Annotated in this window: 18 protein-coding genes, 1 pseudogene and 1 riboswitch; of the genes and pseudogenes, 11 read left to right on the top strand and 8 right to left on the bottom strand. The window is 56.3% G+C overall.

Annotated elements, in window-relative coordinates; translation table 11 throughout:
• Position 1: 1 nt before the first annotated feature.
• The 8 genes and pseudogenes from AC2FJB_RS10410 to AC2FJB_RS10375 all read right to left on the bottom strand — a co-directional run bounded on the left by AC2FJB_RS10410 (position 2) and on the right by AC2FJB_RS10375 (position 7,502).
• Positions 2–952 carry an ABC transporter substrate-binding protein gene (locus tag AC2FJB_RS10410; RefSeq protein WP_496718270.1) on the bottom strand — a complete coding sequence of 317 codons (951 nt, stop codon included), beginning with the start codon at positions 950–952 and terminating at the stop codon, positions 2–4.
• Positions 953–964: 12 nt separating this feature from the next.
• A complete protein-coding gene (locus AC2FJB_RS10405; protein ID WP_496718269.1) occupies positions 965–1,741 on the bottom strand; it encodes an ABC transporter ATP-binding protein in 777 nt (258 codons plus the stop codon).
• The gene (locus AC2FJB_RS10400; protein WP_496682873.1) at positions 1,738–2,094 is read right to left on the bottom strand and encodes a DUF1636 family protein; all 357 of its coding nucleotides are present in this window, start codon (positions 2,092–2,094) and stop codon (positions 1,738–1,740) included. The genes AC2FJB_RS10405 and AC2FJB_RS10400 overlap by 4 nt, the downstream gene beginning before the upstream one ends.
• Positions 2,095–2,192: 98 nt before the next feature.
• Positions 2,193–2,387, bottom strand: a riboswitch (cobalamin riboswitch).
• 104 nt (positions 2,388–2,491) lie between these two features.
• Positions 2,492–3,157, bottom strand: a complete 666-nt coding sequence (locus tag AC2FJB_RS10395; protein WP_496718268.1) for a D-lyxose/D-mannose family sugar isomerase — start codon at positions 3,155–3,157, stop codon at positions 2,492–2,494.
• Positions 3,158–3,173: 16 nt separating this feature from the next.
• Entirely contained in the window at positions 3,174–4,100 is a 927-nt protein-coding gene (locus AC2FJB_RS10390; protein WP_496718267.1) for a carbohydrate kinase family protein, read from the bottom strand.
• A gap of 40 nt (positions 4,101–4,140) precedes the next feature.
• Positions 4,141–5,190, bottom strand: coding sequence for a glucokinase (locus AC2FJB_RS10385; protein ID WP_496718317.1), 1,050 nt, complete (start codon positions 5,188–5,190; stop codon positions 4,141–4,143).
• Positions 5,167–6,468, bottom strand: a pseudogene (locus AC2FJB_RS10380) (GH1 family beta-glucosidase); the annotation flags it as partial. The gene AC2FJB_RS10385 and the pseudogene AC2FJB_RS10380, both read right to left, overlap by 24 nt.
• A 2-nt stretch (positions 6,469–6,470) precedes the next feature.
• On the bottom strand, positions 6,471–7,502 hold the full coding sequence (locus AC2FJB_RS10375) for a LacI family DNA-binding transcriptional regulator (RefSeq protein ID WP_496718266.1): 1,032 nt from the start codon (positions 7,500–7,502) through the stop codon (positions 6,471–6,473).
• Positions 7,503–7,722: 220 nt separating this feature from the next.
• Between AC2FJB_RS10375 and AC2FJB_RS10370 the strand changes: the two genes are divergently transcribed.
• The 11 genes from AC2FJB_RS10370 (at position 7,723) to AC2FJB_RS10320 (ending at position 21,629) form a co-directional block, all read left to right on the top strand.
• Positions 7,723–9,081: an ABC transporter substrate-binding protein gene (locus tag AC2FJB_RS10370; RefSeq protein WP_496718265.1), complete on the top strand. Its 1,359-nt coding sequence runs from the start codon at positions 7,723–7,725 to the stop codon at positions 9,079–9,081.
• A 55-nt stretch (positions 9,082–9,136) separates the two neighbouring features.
• A complete protein-coding gene (locus AC2FJB_RS10365; RefSeq protein ID WP_299898078.1) occupies positions 9,137–10,144 on the top strand; it encodes a carbohydrate ABC transporter permease in 1,008 nt (335 codons plus the stop codon).
• A gap of 3 nt (positions 10,145–10,147) precedes the next feature.
• The gene (locus tag AC2FJB_RS10360; RefSeq protein WP_496718264.1) at positions 10,148–11,296 is read left to right on the top strand and encodes a carbohydrate ABC transporter permease; all 1,149 of its coding nucleotides are present in this window, start codon (positions 10,148–10,150) and stop codon (positions 11,294–11,296) included.
• 9 nt (positions 11,297–11,305) lie between these two features.
• Positions 11,306–12,961 (top strand): alpha-glucosidase, encoded by a 1,656-nt coding sequence (locus AC2FJB_RS10355; RefSeq protein WP_496718263.1) that lies wholly within the window; start codon positions 11,306–11,308, stop codon positions 12,959–12,961.
• Between the two features lie 3 nt (positions 12,962–12,964).
• Positions 12,965–14,047, top strand: coding sequence for an ABC transporter ATP-binding protein (locus tag AC2FJB_RS10350; RefSeq protein ID WP_496718262.1), 1,083 nt, complete (start codon positions 12,965–12,967; stop codon positions 14,045–14,047).
• A 71-nt stretch (positions 14,048–14,118) separates the two neighbouring features.
• Complete coding sequence (locus tag AC2FJB_RS10345) at positions 14,119–14,868, top strand: sugar phosphate isomerase/epimerase family protein (protein WP_496718261.1); 750 nt, start codon at positions 14,119–14,121, stop codon at positions 14,866–14,868.
• The gene (locus AC2FJB_RS10340; RefSeq protein ID WP_496718260.1) at positions 14,868–15,914 is read left to right on the top strand and encodes a LacI family DNA-binding transcriptional regulator; all 1,047 of its coding nucleotides are present in this window, start codon (positions 14,868–14,870) and stop codon (positions 15,912–15,914) included. The genes AC2FJB_RS10345 and AC2FJB_RS10340 overlap by 1 nt, the downstream gene beginning before the upstream one ends.
• A gap of 22 nt (positions 15,915–15,936) precedes the next feature.
• Positions 15,937–16,686: a basic amino acid ABC transporter substrate-binding protein gene (locus AC2FJB_RS10335; protein WP_496718259.1), complete on the top strand. Its 750-nt coding sequence runs from the start codon at positions 15,937–15,939 to the stop codon at positions 16,684–16,686.
• A gap of 64 nt (positions 16,687–16,750) precedes the next feature.
• On the top strand, positions 16,751–18,397 hold the full coding sequence (locus tag AC2FJB_RS10330) for an amino acid ABC transporter permease (protein ID WP_496718258.1): 1,647 nt from the start codon (positions 16,751–16,753) through the stop codon (positions 18,395–18,397).
• Positions 18,394–20,358 carry a beta-galactosidase gene (locus tag AC2FJB_RS10325; protein ID WP_496718257.1) on the top strand — a complete coding sequence of 655 codons (1,965 nt, stop codon included), beginning with the start codon at positions 18,394–18,396 and terminating at the stop codon, positions 20,356–20,358. The genes AC2FJB_RS10330 and AC2FJB_RS10325 overlap by 4 nt, the downstream gene beginning before the upstream one ends.
• Before the next feature lie 146 nt (positions 20,359–20,504).
• Positions 20,505–21,629 (top strand): extracellular solute-binding protein, encoded by a 1,125-nt coding sequence (locus AC2FJB_RS10320; protein ID WP_117873213.1) that lies wholly within the window; start codon positions 20,505–20,507, stop codon positions 21,627–21,629.
• The last annotated feature ends 50 nt before the right edge of the window (positions 21,630–21,679 follow it).

The raw sequence follows: 21,679 nt of genomic DNA, 5'->3' as shown, positions 1-21,679 counted from the left end.
ATCAGTTGGTCTCCGGGTGCATGGCCTTCGCCATTTTCTCGATCGCCTCGATGTTTGCCGGGCCGGGCGTCAGTTCTTCGTAACGCAGGCCAATCCAGCGTTCGTTCTTTACCGCGTCCGTTTGTGACATCACCGGATGATCCTTCAGGAACTGAAAGGTGTCCTCTGCGCCGTTGCCGGACTGATAGTCGAGCAGCACCAGAAATTCCGGGTTAGCCGCTGCCACGGCTTCCCACGACGTGCGGCCCCAGCTGGTATCCAGATCATGTGTCACGTTTTCGCCACCGGCGGCTGCGATCATTGCATCGGGAATGGCGAACTTGCCGGCAGTAAACGGAGCATCGGCCGGTCCGTCCAGCAGGAACACGCGGGGCTTTGCCAGATCGGCTGTTTTTGCTTCAATGGCGGACAGTTGGTCCTTCCAGTTGGCAACCAGCGCTTCGGCCTCGTCCTCGACCTGCATGACCATGCCCAGACGCAGAACGTCACCAAACAAAAGGTTCATGCTGGCCTCGGGGCGATTCTTGTCCAGATGCACGCAGCTTTCGGTCAGGACCATGGTCTTGATACCAAAGGGTTCCAGGGTGTCGGGCGTGACATCGCCACCGGGTTTCATGCCATAGTACCAACCGGCAAAGAACAGATCGGGCTCGACGGCCACAAGGTTTTCAATGGTCGGGTATTTGGGGGCAAGTTCTGGGATATCGCCACGCTGAGCATCAAAATCGGGGCTTGTTTTGTACCAGCCGGTAATTCCGGTAAGCCCTACGATCTTGTCCTGAAGGCCGAGTGCAAAGGCCATATCCGTCATGTTCATGTCGTGCACGACCAGACGCTCGGGCGCCGTTTCAAAAACAAGCGGTTCGCCGCAGTTGTCCACCGTGACGGCCTCCGCTGCTGCGCCACATGCCAAGCCAGTGAAAACAACCACTGGCCAGAGTTTGTGCATCATTTTTAGCTCCTGTTATGATGACAGTTTTCGTTTTCGGATGTCCAGCGCCGGGATCATGCGGCCTTCGTGCTGAAAGCACAGATAATCCACACCAAATGTGTCACGTACCCGGTCTGTGGTCAGAACTTCGCTAACAGGCCCGAACCCGGTCAGGCGCGTGGCTTTCATCAACGCCACATGGCTGGCGAATTCCGGGATCATGACCAGATCATGGACGATCATGACGACCGTTACCCCCAGGTCAGCGACCAAGGACAGCATGTGCCCCTTGGCATCCGGGTCCAGATGGTTGGTTGGTTCGTCCAGAAACAACAAAGACGGATTCTGGGCCAGTGCGCGAGCAATATGTGCGCGCTGACGTTCACCGCCCGACAGTTGGCTCATCGGTTTGTTTGCGAAATGCGACAGTTCGGTCGTCGTCAGCACCCGTTCAAGATCAGCTTTATGTCGAGCCGTCGATCGTTCACCCTGAATCGGGATTTGTCCCAGCGCAACATAGTCTTGCAGCCGCATCCGTCCATCGGGCGTTTCCTGCTGTCCGACCACAGCAATGGATCGGGCGCGTTGGCGGGCGGACAGAGTGCGAAGGCTTTTGCCTTGAATCCAAACATCACCCAACGCAATCCGTTCGATCCCGCATAGCAGTTTCAGCAGAGTGGTCTTACCGGCACCGTTCGGTCCGGCAATTGCCAGAATTGATCCTTCTTCCAGACGAAAGGACACGTCCTGCAACAGGATATCACCATTGAGAGCGTAGTACTCCAGATCCTCGGCAACCAGAAAACTCATGACGTCCCTCGGGATGGCAAAGCGGGTATTCGCGACAGGGTCTTTGCAAAGAGGGCAGGAGGACGGTCCGACGCGCTTGTCCAGCCATCGTCGCTGTCGCCGAACTGCGTCGCGAATTCGACTAGGGCAGCCAGGTCGTGTGATGTCTTAATGTCGCCGAACAGGTACTGCGCTTTGCCTGCGGCCTGAAATCCAACGGTCATGGCCCGTTCACAACCTGCCATGCAGGCCACCATTCGGGTTTCAAAACCGTCAGGCAACTGAGCGTCCAGTGCGTCTTGCGCGGCCTCGGCAGGCATCGTCCCCTGACATGTTGAACAGATCAGAACGTAGTGATCAGAATAGCAGGCCATTGCCATCTCCGTCGTTTGCCAGATGCAGACAGAGGGCAAATACCCATATATTACGCAAACGCGCCATCAAGCCTCCTTCGGGGACGCCCCGCCCCGGGTTGGTTTACCATGCGATGGCAGGTCTCCTGACTTGCGGGTCAAGGCTCGGCCCACCTTCCCAACCCTTTCGGATCAGTGGTACAGTGGCGTCGCTCACCGCTTACAGTTGCGGGGGCAGTCACGGACTTGGCGCATCCCTGCGCCGCACCGTATTCCCATTTTCATCCCTTACGGAACCATCCCGATCAGCTAGTCCGGCTACGCAAGACTTGTCAAGCGGCAGACGATGAGGGGTGGTGGAAGGATATGCGATAGTTGAACCGACTATCCTGTTCACGCCAGCCCGGACCGAACGGTGTCAATAGTCCGATACAAGCAGGAAATCCGGTTCTGCATCTTCTTCGACCTTTGAAAACCGCGGGATTGGCTCTTCAAAGACATTGTCCGTACGGTCGTCATTCACGGTCGAAACCTCGCCAATAAGGCAATCGCCGCGCTCCGCCCAGAAAGCGTGCCAGATGCCGGGCATCAGAGTTACACTTTGCCCCGGCTTCAGCCGCAAGTGCTCTCCGGGTTGCAAGGTTACAGGGCAGGCATCGCTAGGGACCGTCACCGGGTTGTCGCGGTCAACGCCACCGTTTGGATCCGACGCATAGATTTCCAGAACGAGGTCGCCGCCGCCCCGGTTGATGATGTCTTCTGCTTTGACGATATGCCGGTGCATCGGAGAAAGCTGATTGTCTTTCGAGATCAACAGTTTTTCCGCATAGAGCATCCCGCGCCCGGATTTCAGATCCTTCGCCTCACCATTGCGCAGAGCGAACAGAAAAAGTCCAAGTTCGTCGAAACGGCCTTGTGCGTAATCGGTGATGTCCCATCCCAGCCCGCGGTTGCGAATCGTTTCCGCCAGAGGGCTGCGCATTTGCTCTGGCGTCCAATTCGCAAAGGGTGGCAACACGGCACCGAAGGACTGAATAAACGCGTGTGCCTGGGATTTGATACGGTTGATTTCAGATCGTTTCATTGTGCCATTCTAAAGATCAAAGCTCATGCGCCCAAGGCGGTTCCGCCCCGGCTCGGGATACGGTCACTGCGGCCACATCCGCGCCCAGTTCCATGGCCGTTCGCAAGTTTTCCGCAGTCAATCCGCGCAGACCTGATTTGGTCAGATGCCCTGCACGGCTGAGACCGGTCAGGACGCCAGCGTTGAACGTGTCACCTGCGCCGATTGTGTCGACCACTTCAACGGGCTTCACAGGAACTGAGACTTCTGAACCATCTGCCAGGTAACCGTGCGCCCCGTCGCTGCCACGCGTGACGATGACAGCGGTTGGACCCGCCTGCAACAGCATAGACGCCTTCGCGGCTTCGGGTTCGTTACCCGGAATGATCCAGTCCAAGTCCTCGTCCGAAACCTTGACGATATCTGCTCGTGAGATCATGCGGTTCAAACGCGTTCTAAATCGGGTGTGATCCTTGATGAAACCCGGGCGGATATTCGGATCAAGCATCACAGCCCGGTCGGAACCGTGGCGGTCCAGGAGGGCGGCATAAGCATCTGCGCAAGGTTCACAGGCAAGGCTGATACCACCGAGATACAGAGCGGAAACCGCTGGAAGTTGATCGGGCAAGTCTTCGGGCAGCAACATCCGGCCCGCCGTGTTTTCATCAACAAAGCTGTAAGACGCGTGCCCATCAGAAAGCTGTACAAAGGCAAGCGTGGTCGGGCGGTCCGAGATAATCACATGCGTCGTGTCCACATGACTGGCTTTCAGGGCATCGATCAGTTGCCGTCCGAACATATCCGATGACAAACCTGTCAGCATTCCAACCGGCACGCCCAGACGCCCCATCGCAACAGCTGTGTTCAGAACTGCACCACCGGTATGTGGCACAAAACCCAGTGCACCCGACACGGTCGGTTCTGAGATCATATCTATCAGCGCTTCACCACAGCACAGGATCATGTCTTGGTCCTTCTTGGAATAGAAATTTCGGTTAGTCTGGTTACTGTCTCAGCGCGTTCTTGCAGAAGTTGTTTGCGCCGATGATCCCGAACTCTGCCTGTTCAGACACGTAGAGGTTCAGGGAACGGCGCAAATCGCTGAAGCGGCCGCCGCCGTTGAACGCATCCTTGAAGTTGTCACTGAAAAGCCAGCGGTTTTTCTCGGCAACGCCGCCCACAAGGAAAACGCCTCCCTCTGGCATCAAGGTGACCGCCAGATCACCCATCAATGCACCCAGATGAGTGGTAAAAATCTGCGCCGTTTTTTCGGCGATGAGATTGGTGCCGCTGCGGGCATCGTTCAGAATTTCTTTCGCAGAGCGCACCTGTGCCCGCGCCTGACCGGCTGCCAATTCAACCGCCTGATACAGGACCGGTAGGCCGGTTCCACTCAGGAACATTTCTGCTTCCAGCGCCAGGCTGTCCCCAAAGAAACAGCCCGGTGCGATACGACGCGCCGCTTCAAAGATATCAACTTCTTCGCGATGGCGCGGGTACAGACCCACATGCCCGCCTTCGCCGGAAACCGTATGATATCTGCCTTCTGAGTAAAGCAAGGCGCCAACGCCGAGCCCGGTTCCGGGGCCAACAACCAATCGCGTGCCTGCGGGCGGCGTTGCCTGTCCCTGCAAGACGGCAACATCCGACCGGGTCACCTCGGCCACCGACCATGCCGCGGCGGTAAAATCATTTATGACAAAGGTGCGCTGCGCTCCTGTTGCATTTGCCAACTCTGTCTCCGAGAGATCCAGGTTTGCGTTGGTCAGTTGAATAGTCCCATCCCTGACGGGCCCCGCGCCCGCAGCTACGACGGCCTGTGGATTTGTTCCGATTTCGTCTCTGAGATCATGGAATGCCTCCAACAGGTCTTCCAATGTCCCCGTCGGATGCTTCCGAAGATCTGCCAATTCGCCATTCGTGACGACGCCCAAACGTGTGTTCGTGCCACCAATATCCGCAACCAAGTTCCAATGCTCATGCACAGCCCCGAATGGTTGCGCTAACGGTTGAGAGACGTTCTGACCCTCGGACAGGGCGGATTTTAGCGCCATGAAAGACGCTTTGGGCGTTCTCGCAAGTGTTTCGAAATCCACGTCCACCAGTCCAAACCTCTTCTCGTACCCGAAGGCCCATTCGTAATTGTCCAGTAGAGACCAGACAAAATAGCCATTCACCGGAACACCTTGTGTCAAGGCGTCCTGCACGGCCACGAGGTGCCGGTCGAGATAATCGATACGATCATCGTCCTGCACGCGCGCCTCACTCGCCATACCGTTTTCGGTGATATAGATTGGCATCGCGCCCGTATAGTCTTTCGTTGTTCTGATAAGAAAGCGGGTGAGGGCAGAGGGCTCAATTTCCCATCCCATCTGCGTTTTCGGAAAAGGCCCGGGAACCTCTTGCAGGCTGGGCCAGGCGGTGTCCGCCGGGGCGATCAATTTTCGGGTATAGTAGTTCAACCCGCACCAATCGACCTGTGCTCCGATGGTTTCAAAGTCGTTCTGCCAGCCCTTGGGCAGGTGTGGCTCCAATCCCACCAAGGCTGTTTGGGGATATTCTCTTTTGAAAATCCCGGCAAGGAAGAACCGGTTATAAATCGCGTCGTAGCGATCTGCGGCAAGCCGCGCTTCCGCGCTGTCATCTGCTGGCTCGGACCATTCGAGGTTGAACACAGCGCCCAGATTGCTCATGCCAAGACTGCGCATGGCCTGAATGGCCCTGCCGTGGGCCAACAAAACGTGATGCATCGCTCGCGCAGCGGCGCGGATGTCGCGCAGACCGGGCGCATGGTGGCCTTCAAAATGACTCAGCCAACTGACACACCAGGGTTCGTTGATCGGCGCGGCGCTGAACATCCGGTCACCGATCCGACCCATGATGACCTGCGTATAATCCGCGAACCAATCCGCGATATCGCGATTGCACCACCCCCCCTGATCCGCAAGCGCTGACGGTAGTTCCCAATGATAAAGCGTCACACAGGGGCGGATACCGCGCTCCAGCAGGGCGTCCGCCAATCGGTCATAATAGTCCAACCCCGCCTGATTGACCTGACCACGCCCTTCCGGCAATACACGTGCCCAACTTGTCGAAAAGCGATAACAGTCAAACCCGGCTTCGCGCACTAGATCGAAATCCTGCTCGAACCGGTTCAGGTGATCGCAGGCCACGTCTCCGTTTTCTCCGCGCACCACGTTGCCCGGCGACGCCGCAAAGGTATCCCAATGAGTCTGCCCCGCACCGCCCTGTGCATGGCCTTCAATCTGGTACGCAGAGGTGGCAACACCAAAGAGGAAATCTTTGGGGAAATCAGTGCGTGAGTGTTTCATGGCTACAACCTGTTGGGCGCAGGGCCGGTTGACCTGCCAACTACCAGTTCGGCCTCCAGCAATCTAGTTTTGACTGGATCATTCGGAGATTTGATGCGCTGGATCAACATGTCAGCAGCCATTTCACCTGCCTGCCGGACGGACGAGCGCGTTGCGGTGAAGATAGGTACATCCTGCCCGTTCTTCAAATAGGACAGGTCGTCGTCATGGGCGATCACTGATACATCCGCACCCATCTCAAGCCCGCTTTCGGACAGAGCGCGCCGCACACCGATGGCGGATATCATCGACGAACACAGAATCGCAGTCGGAGGGGTGTCCAGGCGCAACATGTTTTGCGTTTCGTGGTGGCCGTAAACCTCTGTCATTTCAGCGCTGCGCATCAGATTTGCATCGGGCGCAAGCCCGGCCTGCCCAAGCGCCTCAAGATATCCGTCGCGGCGGCGTTGGGCGAAATCCATATCTTCCAGACCGTTGATCAGAGCGATACGGCGATGGCCAAGGTCAATCAGAAAGCGCGTGGCACGCATGAACGAGCTTTTGTTGTTCACATCGATCCAGTCATACAAAGTGTCGACGCCGGTTGAGCGTCCGTGCACGATGAATGGGACGCCCATGCGGGTCAGGACTTCGATCCGTGGTTCGTTCACTTTGGGGCCTTGCAGCACGACTCCGTCCACCGCGCCCCGCTGAAAGAGACTCCGATACGCTTCTTCAATCGAGGTGTCGTCGGCGTTGGTGAACATCATGTCATAGCCATGTTCAGCGTATTTCTTTGCGGCACCGGCGACGAAATCCCCGAAGATCGGGTTAACCATTTCATGTTGTGACGAGCTGGGAATCACGTGGCCGATCACCATGGATCGTCCGGTTGCAAGCCCTTTGGCACGACTGTTCGGCCGGTACCCATGTTTGTGCGCCGCAGCTTGAACGCGCGCACGTGTGTCCTCGCTCACTTCAGGGTACCCGTTCAACGCCCGGCTGACCGTAGTTTGCGAAAGGCCCAGAACTTCCGAGAGCTGCTTCAGGTTCATTTTACGATTCAAAGCGCCTTCAATTGAGTGACTCTTTTTTGTTTTGTGAGCAAATGCTGCATTCGTCAACTTATTTTGTGTGGAAAGCAAAAAGTATAAGTAATTTTGGCGCTGGGAAGCAAAATGTTGACAGAGAGCTATTGTTAGCGGATAACACGCACTAACCAAAGCGCTTTGAAAGTGAGTCTTTGAGCGCACGATAGCTTGGGAGGAGGATTTGATGAAAAACACGCTTTACGCAGGTGCGGCGGCACTCGCCCTGATAGCCGGATCAGTTCAGGCGGAGGGTGAGTTGATCCACGCCGTCGGCGAGGGCAGTTTTGACTGGGATGGGTTTCAGGCCTTTGCCGAAGCAAATGATCTGTCCGGCGAAAGCCTGACTATTTTCGGCCCCTGGCTGGCTGGCGAGGGCAAGTCTTTCGAGAACCTTGTGGCCTATTTCGACGAAGCAACAGGTGCGAATTCCAGCTATGTGGGCTCGGACTCTCTGGAACAGCAAATCCTGATTGATGCAGCCGCAGGTTCCGCGCCGAACCTGACTGTTTTCCCGCAGCCCGGTCTGGCGGCAAACCTCGCCAAGCAGGGGTATCTGACACCTTTGGCCGAGGGCTCGGCGGACTGGATAAAGGAAAACTTTGCTGCCGGTCAGTCCTGGGTGGATCTGGGAACGTTTCAAAACGCCGACGGAGTAGACGATTTCTACGGTTTCTTCTTCAATGTGAACGTCAAGTCTCTGGTCTGGTACGTGCCCGAAAACTTCGAAGACTTTGGGTATGAAGTGCCCGAAACCATGGAAGAGTTCAAAGCTCTGATGGATCAGATGGTCGAAGACGGTGAGACGCCCCTATGCGTCGGTCTGGCCTCGGGTGGCGCAACGGGTTGGCCCGCAACGGACTGGGTCGAAGACCTTATGCTGCGCACGCAACCACCAAAAGTCTATGACCAATGGGTTTCCAACGAGATCAAGTTCGATGATCCCCGCGTCATCGCTGCGATTGAGGAATATGGCAGCTTTACCCGCAATGACGAATATGTGGTTGGTAATGCAGACGACACGGCGGCAATTGACTTCCGGGACAGCCCCAAGGGTCTATTCGATAGCCCGCCGGCTTGCATGATGCATCGGCAAGCGTCGTTTATTCCCGCTTATTTTCCTGAAGGCACGGAATTGGGGGTGGACGCTGACTTCTTCTATTTCCCGGCTTACGCCGAAAAAGACCTGGGCACACCAGTGCTTGGGGCAGGGACACTGTTCACGATCACGAACCCGAACCCGGCCACCGAAGCATTCATGGAGTTCCTGAAGACGCCATTCGCTCATGAGATCATGATGTCGCAGGATGGCTTCCTGACGCCCCACCTGAGTGCAGACCCCGAGAACTACTCGAATGATTCACAGCGCGGACAGGGCGAAATCCTGACCAACGCAACGACCTTCCGCTTTGACGGGTCTGACCTGATGCCGGGTGCGGTTGGGGCAGGTACTTTTTGGACCGGGATGGTCGATTACTCTTCGGGTGCAAAAGATGCAGCCACCGTGGCACGTGAAATCCAGTCATCCTGGGACGCAGCCAAGTGACCAACTCATGGGGCGGTCCTAGGGCCGCCCCACTTGCCAAACGGATGGGCGCACCATGACACCCGCACTTCAAGGCCTGCTGACGATCGCCATCGGCGTGTCGGGTTGCGTGGGCTACTTCTACTTTTCCAACCAGTTTCTGGACAAAATCCTGTTTCCGCCGCGTGGTCCGAATGCGGGCCGAAACATCAACCGCGCGAACTTGATCCGTCCATGGTTGTTCCTGTTCCCGGCGCTTGCTGCGCTGGGGCTTTATCTGGCGTATCCGGTGGTTGAAACCTTGCGCCTTTCGCTTACGGAACGTGTGCCCGGTGGCGGATACCGATGGGTTGGCCTGGACAACTATACCCAAATGGCGGCTGAGCCGAAGTTTTGGGAAGCCATGCGCAACAACATGTTCTGGTTGATTGTCGTACCAGCCATGTCAACGGCTTTTGGTCTTCTCGTGGCGCAACTGACAGACCGCATCCGCTGGGGCAACTTTGCCAAGTCCTTGATCTTCATGCCGATGGCCATTTCGTTTGTTGGTGCATCGGTGATCTGGAAACTGGTTTATGACGCGCGACCAGCTGAACAAGACCAGATAGGAATCCTGAACGCGCTGTACATCTTCTTCGGCGGCACCGAACCCAACACGTGGTTAACAATTCCCTTCTGGAACAGTTTCTTTCTGATGGTTGTCCTGATCTGGATTCAGACGGGTTTCGCCATGGTCATTCTGTCGGCGGCCTTGCGCGGTATTCCCGAAGAAACCATCGAGGCGGCCATTTTGGATGGGGCCAATCCCTTTCAGATCTTCTTCAAGATCAAGGTACCGCAGATCAAAACCACAATCCTTGTTGTTTGGACGACCATCACGATCACCGTTCTCAAAGTGTTCGACATCGTCTTTGCCATGACCAACGGCCAGTGGGAGACGCAGGTGCTGGCAAACTACATGTATGACAAGCTTTTCCGCGCCAATGACTGGGGCGTCGGGTCGGCCTCGGCCATGGTGATCATGTTGCTTGTTGCGCCGATTCTCGTCTGGAACGTGCGCAATGCACGCAAGGAGATGGAGTAAGCCATGAGCGATATCGCAGGAACGAAACCCACGCTCAGATGGGTGGTACATCTGTCAGTCGTCTTTCTTGTGGCCCTTTGGGTCATCCCCACGCTTGGCTTGCTGATTTCGTCCTTTCGGACGGCAGATCAGATATCGTCCAGCGGCTGGTGGCGGTCGCTGTTCCCCTCCGAACAAAATCTGACCCTCCGCAGTGCCGCACCGGAGACGCAGGTGCTGGAAAACGGAGTGTATGTCATTCAGGGGGCGTTGTTCAGCGAAGATGAGCAAGCAACGATTTCCAGATGGGGTATCAGTTCGCGCGAGGTAGATGCGTTTGAGCCGGGCCAAACAGCAGAACTGCGGCGAGGTGGCACGATCACGGTGGATGCGGTTGGCAACTACCGGATGGAGAACACCGAAGAGTTCACAGGTGATCGCGGCGCACGCATCTTTGTTACCGCCGAATTGCCGCCCGAATTCACTTTGAAAAATTACCAAAAGGTTCTTCTGGATCAAAGCAGTACAGACAGCATGGCCAAAGCGTTCTTCAACACGCTGACCGTGACCATCCCAGCGACCATAATCCCGATTTTGGTTGCGGCCTTTGCAGCTTATGCGCTGGCGTGGATGGATTTCCCCGGACGCGCCTTGCTGATCGCGGCCGTTGTTGGCCTTTTGGTCGTGCCGCTTCAATTGGCCTTGATCCCGTTGCTGAAATTTCACCTCAATATCGGGATCGGTAAAGGATACCTGGGCGTCTGGCTTGCGCATACAGGGTTTGGGATGCCCCTGGCGATTTACCTGCTGCGCAATTACATGGCCGGATTGCCGCGTGATCTGATCGAAAACGCCCGCGTCGACGGTGCCACCGAGTTTCAGATCTTCACCAAACTGATCCTGCCACTCAGCTTCCCGGCGCTGGCGTCTTTCGCGATCTTCCAGTTCCTGTGGACATGGAATGACCTGCTTGTCGCCAAGGTTTTCCTGATCGACGCGACCGGCCAGACAACCGTGATGACGAACCGCATCGTCGAGTTGCTGGGTACACGTGGCGGCAATTGGGAAATCCTTGCGACCGCTGCCTTTGTCTCGATCTTCGTGCCGCTGGTCGTCTTCTTCGCAATGCAAAAATACCTGGTCCGCGGCCTGTTGGCCGGATCTGTCAAATAGAGGCGTCTGATGAACGTGCAGAACAACCTTGAACAATGCAAAGCAACGAAACTGTCTTCGGACTGGTGGCGTGGGGGGGTGATCTATCAGATCTACCCACGCAGTTTTCAGGATAGCAACGGCGATGGGATCGGCGATCTGAAGGGCATCACTGCGCGACTGGACTACATCGCCTCTCTGGCCGTTGACGCAATCTGGATCTCGCCGTTTTTCAAATCACCGATGAAGGATTTTGGCTACGATGTCAGCGATTACCGCGATGTCGATCCCATGTTCGGGTCGCTGGCGGATTTCAAAGAGCTTCTGGATCAGGCCCATGCGAAGGGTCTGAGGATCATGATTGATCTGGTTCTGTCGCATACATCAGATCAGCACCCGTGGTTCAGCGAAAGCCGCAGCAGTCGAGAGAACCCGAAATCCGACTGGTATGTTTGGGCGGACCCCAAACCGGATGGCACGCCTCCGAACAACTGGCTTTCGATCTTCGGCGGCTCGGCCTGGCAATGGGACGCCCGACGCCTGCAATATTATCTACACAACTTCCTGACATCGCAGCCGGATCTGAATTTCCACTGTCCGGCTGTTCAGGACGCGTTGCTGGACGTGGCGCGGTTCTGGCTTGATCTGGGTGTGGATGGTTTTCGGCTGGATACCATCAATTTCTATTTCCACGACAATGCGCTGCGCGACAATCCCGCGCTGCCGATGGATCAACGCAACGCCACGATCGCACCGGCAGTGAATCCTTACAACCATCAGGATCACCTGTTTTCAAAAAGCCAGCCCGAGAACATCGCCTTCCTCGAACGACTGCGGGCTTTGACGGACGAATATGAAGACCGAGCTTGCCTGGGCGAGGTCGGAGATGCGCAGCGCGGGCTCGAGATCATGGGCGAGTACACATCTGGGGATAAACGGATGCACATGTGCTATGCCTTCGAATTCCTGGAAAAACGCGCATTGACAGCCGCTTACACCAGGCACGTTTTTGATCAGTTAGAGGCGAAGGCAGGGGACGCGTGGCCATGTTGGGCGTTTTCCAACCACGACGTGCAGCGTCACGTCTCGCGCTGGAATTTGGACGACGCCGCAGCCCGCCAGCACGCGGTTCTGATGATGTGCCTGCGCGGCTCTGCCTGCCTTTATCAGGGCGAGGAGCTGGGCCTGCACGAAGCGGATGTGCCGTTCGAGAAACTGCAAGACCCTTATGGCATCGAGTTCTGGCCCGAGTACAAGGGCCGCGACGGCTGCCGCACACCGATGGTTTGGGCGGCACAAGATGAACAATCGGGTTTCAGCACCGCAGAACCCTGGCTGCCGGTTAGCGCACAGCAGGCCGGGCACGCGGTAGACCGATTGGAGGCGGATCCACATTCGATGTTGAATCACTACCGTCGCGCCATTGCCTTGCGGCATGCGCATCCTGCTTTGGCAATGGGGGCGCAGACCGGGATGACAGAAACGGGTTCGGTCCTTTCTTTTGTACGTGAGGATTCACATGAGCAGATATTCTGTGCGTTCAATCTGGGTGCAGACACTGCCGAGTTCAAACTGCCCGAAGGCGGTTGGCAGGTCATGGGTCAGGACTTGGGCGGCATTGAGGGAAGCGGCAACGTTATCCTGAACGCGGCGCAGTTCATCCTGATGTTTAGGAAAAAGGGATAACGCATGTCTGAACTCAACCTTACAGATGTCGCCAAGTCCTATGGCCCTGTCGATGTTTTGAAGAACATCAATCTCGACATTGAACAGGGCGAACTGATCGTTTTCGTTGGTCCTTCCGGATGTGGCAAGTCCACCCTGTTGCGGATGATCGCCGGGCTGGAGAAGATTACAGGCGGCACGCTGGAAATCGAAGGGCAGGTTATGAACGATGTTCCGCCTGCACAGCGGGGCATCGCGATGGTGTTCCAAAGCTACGCCTTGTATCCCCACATGACCGTTCGCGAAAACATGGCCTTTGCCCTGAAAATTGCAAAAATGCCCGCAGCCGAGATTGATGCTGCCGTAGATCGTGCCGCTCAAATCCTTCAACTGGAACCATTCCTGGACCGCCTGCCAAAAGCTCTTTCCGGGGGCCAACGTCAACGGGTTGCCATCGGGCGCGCGATTGTACGTGACCCAAAGGTGTATCTGTTCGACGAACCCCTCTCAAACCTCGACGCAGCACTTCGGGTGGCCACACGGATTGAGATCGCGCGCCTGAAAGAGGCTATGCCTGACAGCACCATGATCTACGTGACCCACGATCAGGTCGAGGCCATGACTCTGGCTAGTCGGATCGTGGTTTTGGCCGACAAGGGCATCGCGCAGGTCGGGACACCGCTCGAGCTTTATGAAACTCCAGACAACGAGTTTGTTGCGCAGTTCATCGGGTCGCCCTCCATGAACCTGCTGTCCGGCACAATCACTGGAACCGGCGAAACGACAACCGTTGAACTGTCATCAGGCGGGATTGCAAAGTCCGGGGTTCCAACTGAAGACAGTGACCTGGGTAAAAAGGTTAATATCGGGGTGCGTCCCGAAGACTTGGTCACGACAAAGGAAACCGCGATTCTGTCCGGGAAAGTGGATTTTACCGAAGCCCTGGGCGAAGTCACGTTGCTGTATTTTGAGCAAGCCGATGGTGCGGATGCGGTGATTGCGAAACTGCCGGGGATTCAGCGAAACCTGCGTGGCCAGACAGTCTCGGTCACCGCCGCACCGGATAAGGTGCATCTGTTCCACAACGGATTATCCATGCGCAATTAGCAACGAAATGCAGTTCTTGACAGAGTTGCTTTTTGTGTTTCACCATATTTGAAACGTTTCAATGGTGAAGAATGAGGATATCAGCGCAACTTTACACGATCCGGCAATGCGGTGACCTCACGGACCAACTGAAGTTGGTTTCCGTTTGTGGGTTTTCGGATATCGAATCCACCGGGCTGCATGACATGACACCGCAAGAGATGGCACGCATCGTCCATCAATCAGGTCTTAACCTTCGTTCTGCACATTTCGATTGGGAGGAGTTCAACGAGCGTTTCGACGACATCGTTGAAGTACTGCATCTTTTGGAATGCCAGGTGGCGGTCATGCCTTGGCTGGCGCCACAGGCGCGGCCCGGCACTGTCGAGGGATGGAAGGCAGTGTCGGGCCAGTTGTCCGATTGGGCAAATCGACTGAGGGATCACGGCATCAGTCTAGCCTACCACAACCACGACTTTGATCTGAATGGCGCGCCGGGTGAAACGCCTCTTGATCGGATTCTCGCGCAGGGAAACATCTATTGGCAGCCTGATATCGGTTGGCTCGTTGCGGCGGGTCAGTGCCCAGCTGATCTGATCACGCGACACGCGACACGCATCCTGTCTGTCCACGCAAAGGACGTGGACCCGAAGGGCGGATCAGGTGACGGGCGTTGGCGTGATCTGGGTGAGGGTGTTGTCGATTGGGACGCCACGTTACGAGCCCTTCTAAGGACCAAGTGCACCGACCTTTTTGTCGAGCATGATGAAACCGCAAATCACAAGAGAACTTTGCAAACCGGCCGGTCGTTTTTGACTGAACAGCTTGAGGGTATCGGCTGATGGCGCGGGCAACGATCAAATCGATTGCCAAAAAAACCGGCTATTCAGTTGGTACAGTGTCAAACGCCCTGCGCGGAGCCTCTTCGGTAAAGCGCGAAACGCGGGACGAAATTCAGAAGGCGGCTTCCGAGCTTGGGTACCGGGTCAATCTGGATGGCCTGAAACTGCGCACCAATAAATCCTACAGGATTGCGGTATTGGTCAGCGTTTCAGACAACGCCGCTGATGAGTGGGAGGGTGTGGAGTTTACGAGGATCTTGGCCGGAATATCCGACGCGGTTCAGGGATCTCGCTATCAGTTGAGCGTCTTCAGCATACGAGATGGCGACGCCGCGCTGCGGACCCTTCACTCTATCGTGCAGGAAGGGTTGGCAGATGGGGTGATCTTTTCCGGAACACGGGTGAATGACCAGCGTATCGCCTATCTGCAAGATAAAGGTTTTCCGTTTGTCACATACGGCATGAGCGACAGTGTCGAACCGCATCCCTACGTGGATCTCGACAGTCAGGCTGCCGCTTTTGATGCGACGGCTCGGCTGCTGGCATTGGGGCACAAGCGGATTGCGCTTATCAACCCGCCGGATGACCTGATCTATGCCCACCAGCGTCGCCAGGGATATTCAGATGCTCTGTCGGCAGGTGGCATAGAGTTTGACCCGGCACTTGTTTTCCCCGGCCCGACCACTGCGAAAACCGGGCAAAGGGCCTTTGCGGCGCTCTTGCGAATGCGCAACCGACCAAGCGCCATTATTTGCGCCAACGAGGCGATGACCCTTGGCGCCTTGTCCGGAGCCGCCGATATGGGTGTTCAAGTCGGCACGGATGTCGTCCTAATTTCAAACGACGACCTGAAACTTAGCCAGTATTTCGTCCCCCCGCCAAGCACCTACTATTTGCCGATTGGCGAGACCAGCCGCTTGCTGGGTGAATTCATGCTAAAAGCACTGGACGGCGTTGATCCGTCCGAAACTCAAAAAAAGATCAGGGCCACATTGATCGAGCGACAACCTGACACCCCGGCGCCGGGTACGGCGCAGACCAACTGAGCCAACAGAGGAGAAACCGAACATGTTCAAAAACCTATTAGCCGCTGCAACGCTTGCAATGCTGACAGCGCCGGCGGCTTTTGCCGCCGATCTGGAAGGTCGCGTACTCAAGATCGGAACGGATGCAACCTACCCCCCGATGGAAACCGTCGACGAAACAACCGGTGAAATCGTAGGCTTTGATGTCGATGTGATGAATGCAATCTGCGAAAAGATCAATTGCGTTCCGAATTTCGTAAACACCGCCTGGGACGGCATCTTTGCGGCGCTTCAGCAGGGTGAATTCGATCTGGTCATCTCGGGCGTATCGATCACGCCCGAGCGTGAAGAGACTATGGACTTTTCCGAACCTTACATCGTTGTCAGTCAGGCCGTTTTGCTGCAGGTCGACAACGCGGATATGACGCTTGAGGATTTCAAAGCGGGTGGCCAGAAACTGGCGGCACAAACCGCGACGACCAATGCCCAGCTGGCGGAAGAGCTTGTGGGGCGCGAGAATGTCAGCCTCTACGACAACTTTTCGGCGGCTATTCTGGCGCTGCAGAACGCAGACGTGCAAGGGGTGATCATTGATGGTACGTCCGCCGCTGCCTACGAGCAGGAGTTTGCCGGAGAGCTGACCGTAGGCATCACAGGCCTGCAATCGGATCCATTGGGTATCGTGTTTCAGGAAGGTGACCCGACGGTGGATGCAATTGATGCCGGTCTCGCAGCCATTCAGGAAGACGGCACGCTGGACACGCTGAAAGCCAAATACTGGGGCACAAACTGATCCTTCAAGCCCTTTTGGGCCCGGCGGCTGAGGTTGCCGGGCCATGTTTCAGCGGAGAAGTACCATGTCGCGTCTCAGCACGATCCGCCCGAGCAATCTTGTGTTGCTCGCAGCCGCTCCCTTCATCTTCTATCTATTCGCCACGTCTTCGAAATACCTGCGATCTTTGATTGCAATTCTGGGGATCGGCAACAATGCAGGGCCTGTTTTCGTCGGCTTTCTGCTGATCGTCTCGGTTGCAATCCTGGGATATCTCTGCGCTCGGTATGCACGTTTTACAAATCATGCCCCGGGCTGGTTGCGCGTTTCCGCCTTAGCGGCGCTGCCCGCATCAATTGCGCTTTTGGTCTCAAGCTTCGTATCTCCACAGCTTTTGATGCCCTTCGTGGAATCCGTTTTCTTTCACTCGCTCAGCGAGAACACATCAACCCTTATCGACAGGTCCAGTCAGGCGTGGGTGTTGTATCCCGAAGTCTTGACCCAGGTTCAAACAGGTTTGCAAGTTCTTCTGGCAGTATACGCAGCCGTTGTCGCCTTGTGTCTGCTGTCGGCGCGGTTGCAACCCCCTTGGCGCTGGCGCGTTCTACTGGGGCTGGAATGCCTTACAGGTGCGGTTTTGTTTTATCTGATGTTCATGGCCCACTGGCAGTTCGCCACAGGCGTAGCCATTACATTCCGCGCAGCCATCTTCGCCTATATCTTCTCGGCCATTCTGGGCCTGATCTGGGTGGGGTTGCAGTCGTTCAAACCAAAGGCACGTACCACGATCCTGTATGGCTCGATCAGCCTGACATTGCTTGCAATATCAGCCTTTTTCTTCATGCAGCCGCAGGTCAGTTACGTTCTGGTCGGAAGCACCGAAGGGCGCATCGCCATTGTACGTGGCACGCCACAGGCGCAGGCTGATGTCATCCGGTTCGGCGAGTTCGAAGGTGCCGACGACCAGCAATACCGCATACGCAGTGCCACTGATCCTGTCGCGGCTTTGGAGCAGATAGAAACCGTCGACAGCGTGTCCGGAGCCTTTGTGCCAGTAGACGCTCACACACAAGGCTATCCGGTTCTATGGCAGACAGTTTTCTTGCCTGACAAATACAGAAATCCCGCGCTGGCCTTCGCCGTTTTTGGCTTTTTGCTACTCACGCTGACCATCGGCGGCGCACAGCACAAGCTGCATCCTTTGGCGGTCGGGGCTGAATTCTTTGTGGACACGATACGCGGCATTCCGATGCTGGTGATCATCCTTTATATCGGTCTGCCTTTGGCGGGCGCGGTCAAGGATGCCACTGGGGGCGGCATTGATATGACCAACATGACACGCGGGATTATCGCGATTTCGGTAGGGTACTCGGCCTATATGGCCGAAATATTCCGATCGGGGATTGAGGCTATTCCCAAAGGGCAATTGGAAGCGGGCAGTTCCCTGGGTTTGTCCCGCTGGCAGACAGCGCGGTTGATCGTGTTGCCTCAGGCCTTGCGGATCGTAACCCCACCTCTGGGAAATGAGTTTATCGCGATGATCAAGGACACCTCGTTGCTGTCCATCCTGTCCGTCCGCGACATGACCCAAAGGATGCGAGAGTTTCAGGCAGCAAGCTTTCTGCCATTTGCGCCGTTCAACACGGCGGCAATTCTGTACGTGGTACTCACCCTCGGTTGCGCAAGCTTCCTGAAATGGATCGAACGGCGCACGGCAAAGGATAGCAGATGAGCAAACTGGAGCTTGGGGTTTGCTACTATCCCGAACAATGGGGCCCGTCCCAGTGGCGCAGTGACGCCGCGCGGATGGCCGAGATGGGTTTGGATTGGGTTCGGATCGCCGAGTTCACCTGGGGTCTGATTGAACCGGCACGCGGTCAGTTTCGCTGGGACTGGCTGGATGAAGTCATTGAGGTTCTGGGGCAGGCCGGCCTGCGGGTCATGATGTCGACGCCAACGGCTGCACCTCCCAAATGGCTGATTGATGAGCACCCCGAAATCCTGCCGGTTGGCCCGGACGGTGGGGTCAGAGGGTATGGGTCGCGCAGACATTATTGCTTTTCCAGTGACGTATATCTGGCCGAGGCGCACAGAATAGCGACGGAATATGCCGCCAGATATGGCCAGAACCCTCATGTCCATGCCTGGCAGATCGACAATGAGTACAACGACCACGACACCGCTCTCAGCTATTCTGATGCTGCACGGGCAGGCTTTCGGCGCTGGCTGGCACAACGATACGGCACAATCGACGCACTGAACGAGACCTGGGGGACCGTGTTTTGGGGGACCTGCTATTCCGGCTTTGACCAGATTGAACTGCCCAACGGTTTGGTCGCCACACCCAACCCCACGCATGCGCTGGATTTCATGCGCTATTCCTCGGATCGGGTACGGCTGTTCAACAAGACACAGGTGGATGTGCTGCGAAAACACGCGCCGGGTCGCGATATCACGCACAACTTCATGGCCGGCAGTTTCGAGTTCGATCACCACGCAGTGGCCGCAGATCTGGATGTCGTCGGCTTTGACAGCTACCCGCTGGGCAATCTGATGGGCTCAACCCTGTCAGAGACAGAAAAGCGCCGCTATCTGCGGACCGGTGCGCCAGACTATCAGGGGTTTCATTGCGATTTGTATCGCAGTCAGGGGCAGGGTCGGATGTGGGTGCTGGAACAGCAACCGGGGCCGGTGGACTGGGCGGCTCAGAATCCTTCTCCGGCAGAGGGAATGGTTCGGCTTTGGACGTGGGCAGCTTATGCCCATGGCGCGCAAGCTGTGATGTTCTTTCGATGGCGACAGGCAAAGTTCGCGCAGGAACAATACCATACAGCTTTGCTGCGCTCGGATGGTAGTGCCGATCAAGCCGCTCTTGAGCTGGTTCAGGTTGTGAAAGATTGCGAAAACTTGCCGCCGACGACGCGCAGGAAAGCCTCGGTGGCGATGATGCTGGATTACGCTTCGATCTGGGCGGCCGATATCCTGCCGCATGATGATCACTTTCCCAATTCCCATATCTTTCGCGAATGGTACACTGCCTTGCGCAGTCTGGGGGTGGACATTGATTTTGTGGGGCCCGAGGATGGCCTGGACGGTTACGACCTGATCGTACTTCCGCAAAGCATGATTTTGACCTCGGATCTGGCCGCAAGACTTGATGCTTCCGGGGCAAAGCTTTTGATTGGCGCCCGGTCCGGCAGCAAAACGCCGCAAATGCACACCCCTTCAAATCTGGCCCCGGGTGCGCTGGCAAACTTGACCGGCGTTCGTATTGCCCGTGTCGAATCGCTTCCTGATATCGCGCGGGAATCTGTACAACTGCAAAACGGTCAGCTCTTTGACTTTAGTGGGTGGCGCGAAATCGTCGAGACTGAGGAAAATGTCCTAGCCCGCTTCAAAAGTGCCTACTGTGACGCCAGCCCAGCGGTCATCCGGTCAGATCGCGCAACATATCTGGCCATGGTCCCCAGCGGTGCGCTCTTGCGGGTGATTATGCGGGATGTCCTGGAATGGGCGGGGCTGAAGCCTCTGGACTGCGATCCCGATATGCGCTTAACCCGGCGCGGTACGTTGCATTTTGCCTTCAATTTTGGTGACATGTCCAAACCCCTGCCTGAGGGTGGAGCGCGACGCGTGCTGATTGGGTCTGATCCGGTCGGCGCGCACGATTTCACCGTTTGGCAGGAAAACTAACGCCCTGAAATTCAACCAAAACGTGTCAAGAATCAAAACTGGACATAAGAATTCCGCAAACTGTCACTTTTGGACTGACGAACGGGCACAGAAAGTCCTATGAATAAAAAACAATAACAAACTAATCCAACAACGGGAGAACACTTATGACTAAACATTCGACTCTTTCGAGACGCTCTGTGCTGAAAAGCGCGGGCGCCGCGGCACTTGCGGCACCCCTGTACAGCAAGAGCGCTCTGGCTTCGTCGGGCGAAATCAACATTCTGATGTGGTCGGATTATCTGCCGCCCAGCTTCATCGAAGAGTTTGAGACCCTTACGGGAATCAAGGTGAACTACACCGGTATCGGCTCGAATGAAGAAATCATCAACAAGATGAAGGCCACCAAGGGTCAGGGCTTTGATATTGTTTCACCGACCAACAACCGCTCGCTTCAGTGGGAGCCGTTGGAGCTGTTGCAGCCTTTTGACATGAACAAGGTTCCGATCGATCTGGTGAACCCTGCCATGGCCAAGATTGGCACCGACGCTTGGGACTTTGGTGGTTCAGGTGCGCACTGGCTGCCGCATATCTGGGGTACAGAAGGCATCGCATATCGTACTGACTTGTGGCTGCCGGAAGGTGACGCTCCGTCGTATGGCGATGTGTGGTCGGAAGCGAACGCTGGCAAAACCATGGGTCGCGCGCATTCGATGATGCTGGGTGCAGGTCTTTACATGGAACGCGCTGGCGAGATGGAGCCGGGTTCGGTCTGGGCCGCGTACGGTGATGAAGACACCATGCGCAAGGTTTGGGGCCAGATCACCGATTGGTGCGTCGCCCGCAAGGATCGCATCAAGCTTATCTGGAACGATGCCGATACACAGAAAAACGGCCTGTTGAATGAAGGCGTTATTGTAGGTCAAACTTGGGACGGCCCGCCACTTGCACTGAAGTCCGCAGGCGAGCCAGTGCATTATCAGGCACCTGTCGAAGGTGCGATGGCTTGGGTGGATGGTATATCTATGCCGACTGGTGCTGCGAATATCGACCAGGTTTACGCCTTCATCGACTTCGCCTATCAGGCCAAGCCTGCCGGTGTTGCCATTGACAGCCACGGCTACAACTCGCCGGTGCTGGGTGCCGACCAATATTCCGGCGACACCTACAAGAAGAACTTTGCCGAAGCCTATCCGGGCGACTCGCTGGCCAACCTCAATCCGTGGCCGGCCGAAGCGCCTTGGTACGCCGAAACCCGGACCGAGTTCGTCAACAAATTCAAGAGCGCTTAAGCGTTCCGAATCTTCGCCCTCCGCTTTTGGCGGGGGGCCCCTTCTGCGCG

Source organism: Ruegeria sp. CDSC085 (genome assembly GCF_059610465.1).
Note: the sequence above shows the minus strand (reverse complement) of the source record. Positions and strands in the feature narration are given on the sequence as shown.

What these genes read in the sequence shown, in the direction of transcription:
- AC2FJB_RS10360 (WP_496718264.1), top strand. Translation starts at nt 10,148, where the DNA reads ATGAGCGATATCGCAGGAACGAAACCCACGCTCAGATGGGTGGTACAT.
- AC2FJB_RS10330 (WP_496718258.1), top strand. Translation starts at nt 16,751, where the DNA reads ATGTCGCGTCTCAGCACGATCCGCCCGAGCAATCTTGTGTTGCTCGCA.
- AC2FJB_RS10400 (WP_496682873.1), bottom strand. Translation starts at nt 2,094, where the DNA reads ATGGCCTGCTATTCTGATCACTACGTTCTGATCTGTTCAACATGTCAG.
- AC2FJB_RS10395 (WP_496718268.1), bottom strand. Translation starts at nt 3,157, where the DNA reads ATGAAACGATCTGAAATCAACCGTATCAAATCCCAGGCACACGCGTTT.
- AC2FJB_RS10370 (WP_496718265.1), top strand. Translation starts at nt 7,723, where the DNA reads ATGAAAAACACGCTTTACGCAGGTGCGGCGGCACTCGCCCTGATAGCC.
- AC2FJB_RS10405 (WP_496718269.1), bottom strand. Translation starts at nt 1,741, where the DNA reads ATGAGTTTTCTGGTTGCCGAGGATCTGGAGTACTACGCTCTCAATGGT.
- AC2FJB_RS10390 (WP_496718267.1), bottom strand. Translation starts at nt 4,100, where the DNA reads ATGATCCTGTGCTGTGGTGAAGCGCTGATAGATATGATCTCAGAACCG.
- AC2FJB_RS10385 (WP_496718317.1), bottom strand. Translation starts at nt 5,190, where the DNA reads ATGGCGCTAAAATCCGCCCTGTCCGAGGGTCAGAACGTCTCTCAACCG.
- AC2FJB_RS10375 (WP_496718266.1), bottom strand. Translation starts at nt 7,502, where the DNA reads ATGAACCTGAAGCAGCTCTCGGAAGTTCTGGGCCTTTCGCAAACTACG.
- AC2FJB_RS10350 (WP_496718262.1), top strand. Translation starts at nt 12,965, where the DNA reads ATGTCTGAACTCAACCTTACAGATGTCGCCAAGTCCTATGGCCCTGTC.
- AC2FJB_RS10355 (WP_496718263.1), top strand. Translation starts at nt 11,306, where the DNA reads ATGAACGTGCAGAACAACCTTGAACAATGCAAAGCAACGAAACTGTCT.
- AC2FJB_RS10410 (WP_496718270.1), bottom strand. Translation starts at nt 952, where the DNA reads ATGATGCACAAACTCTGGCCAGTGGTTGTTTTCACTGGCTTGGCATGT.
- AC2FJB_RS10345 (WP_496718261.1), top strand. Translation starts at nt 14,119, where the DNA reads ATGAGGATATCAGCGCAACTTTACACGATCCGGCAATGCGGTGACCTC.
- AC2FJB_RS10340 (WP_496718260.1), top strand. Translation starts at nt 14,868, where the DNA reads ATGGCGCGGGCAACGATCAAATCGATTGCCAAAAAAACCGGCTATTCA.
- AC2FJB_RS10320 (WP_117873213.1), top strand. Translation starts at nt 20,505, where the DNA reads ATGACTAAACATTCGACTCTTTCGAGACGCTCTGTGCTGAAAAGCGCG.
- AC2FJB_RS10365 (WP_299898078.1), top strand. Translation starts at nt 9,137, where the DNA reads ATGACACCCGCACTTCAAGGCCTGCTGACGATCGCCATCGGCGTGTCG.
- AC2FJB_RS10335 (WP_496718259.1), top strand. Translation starts at nt 15,937, where the DNA reads ATGTTCAAAAACCTATTAGCCGCTGCAACGCTTGCAATGCTGACAGCG.
- AC2FJB_RS10325 (WP_496718257.1), top strand. Translation starts at nt 18,394, where the DNA reads ATGAGCAAACTGGAGCTTGGGGTTTGCTACTATCCCGAACAATGGGGC.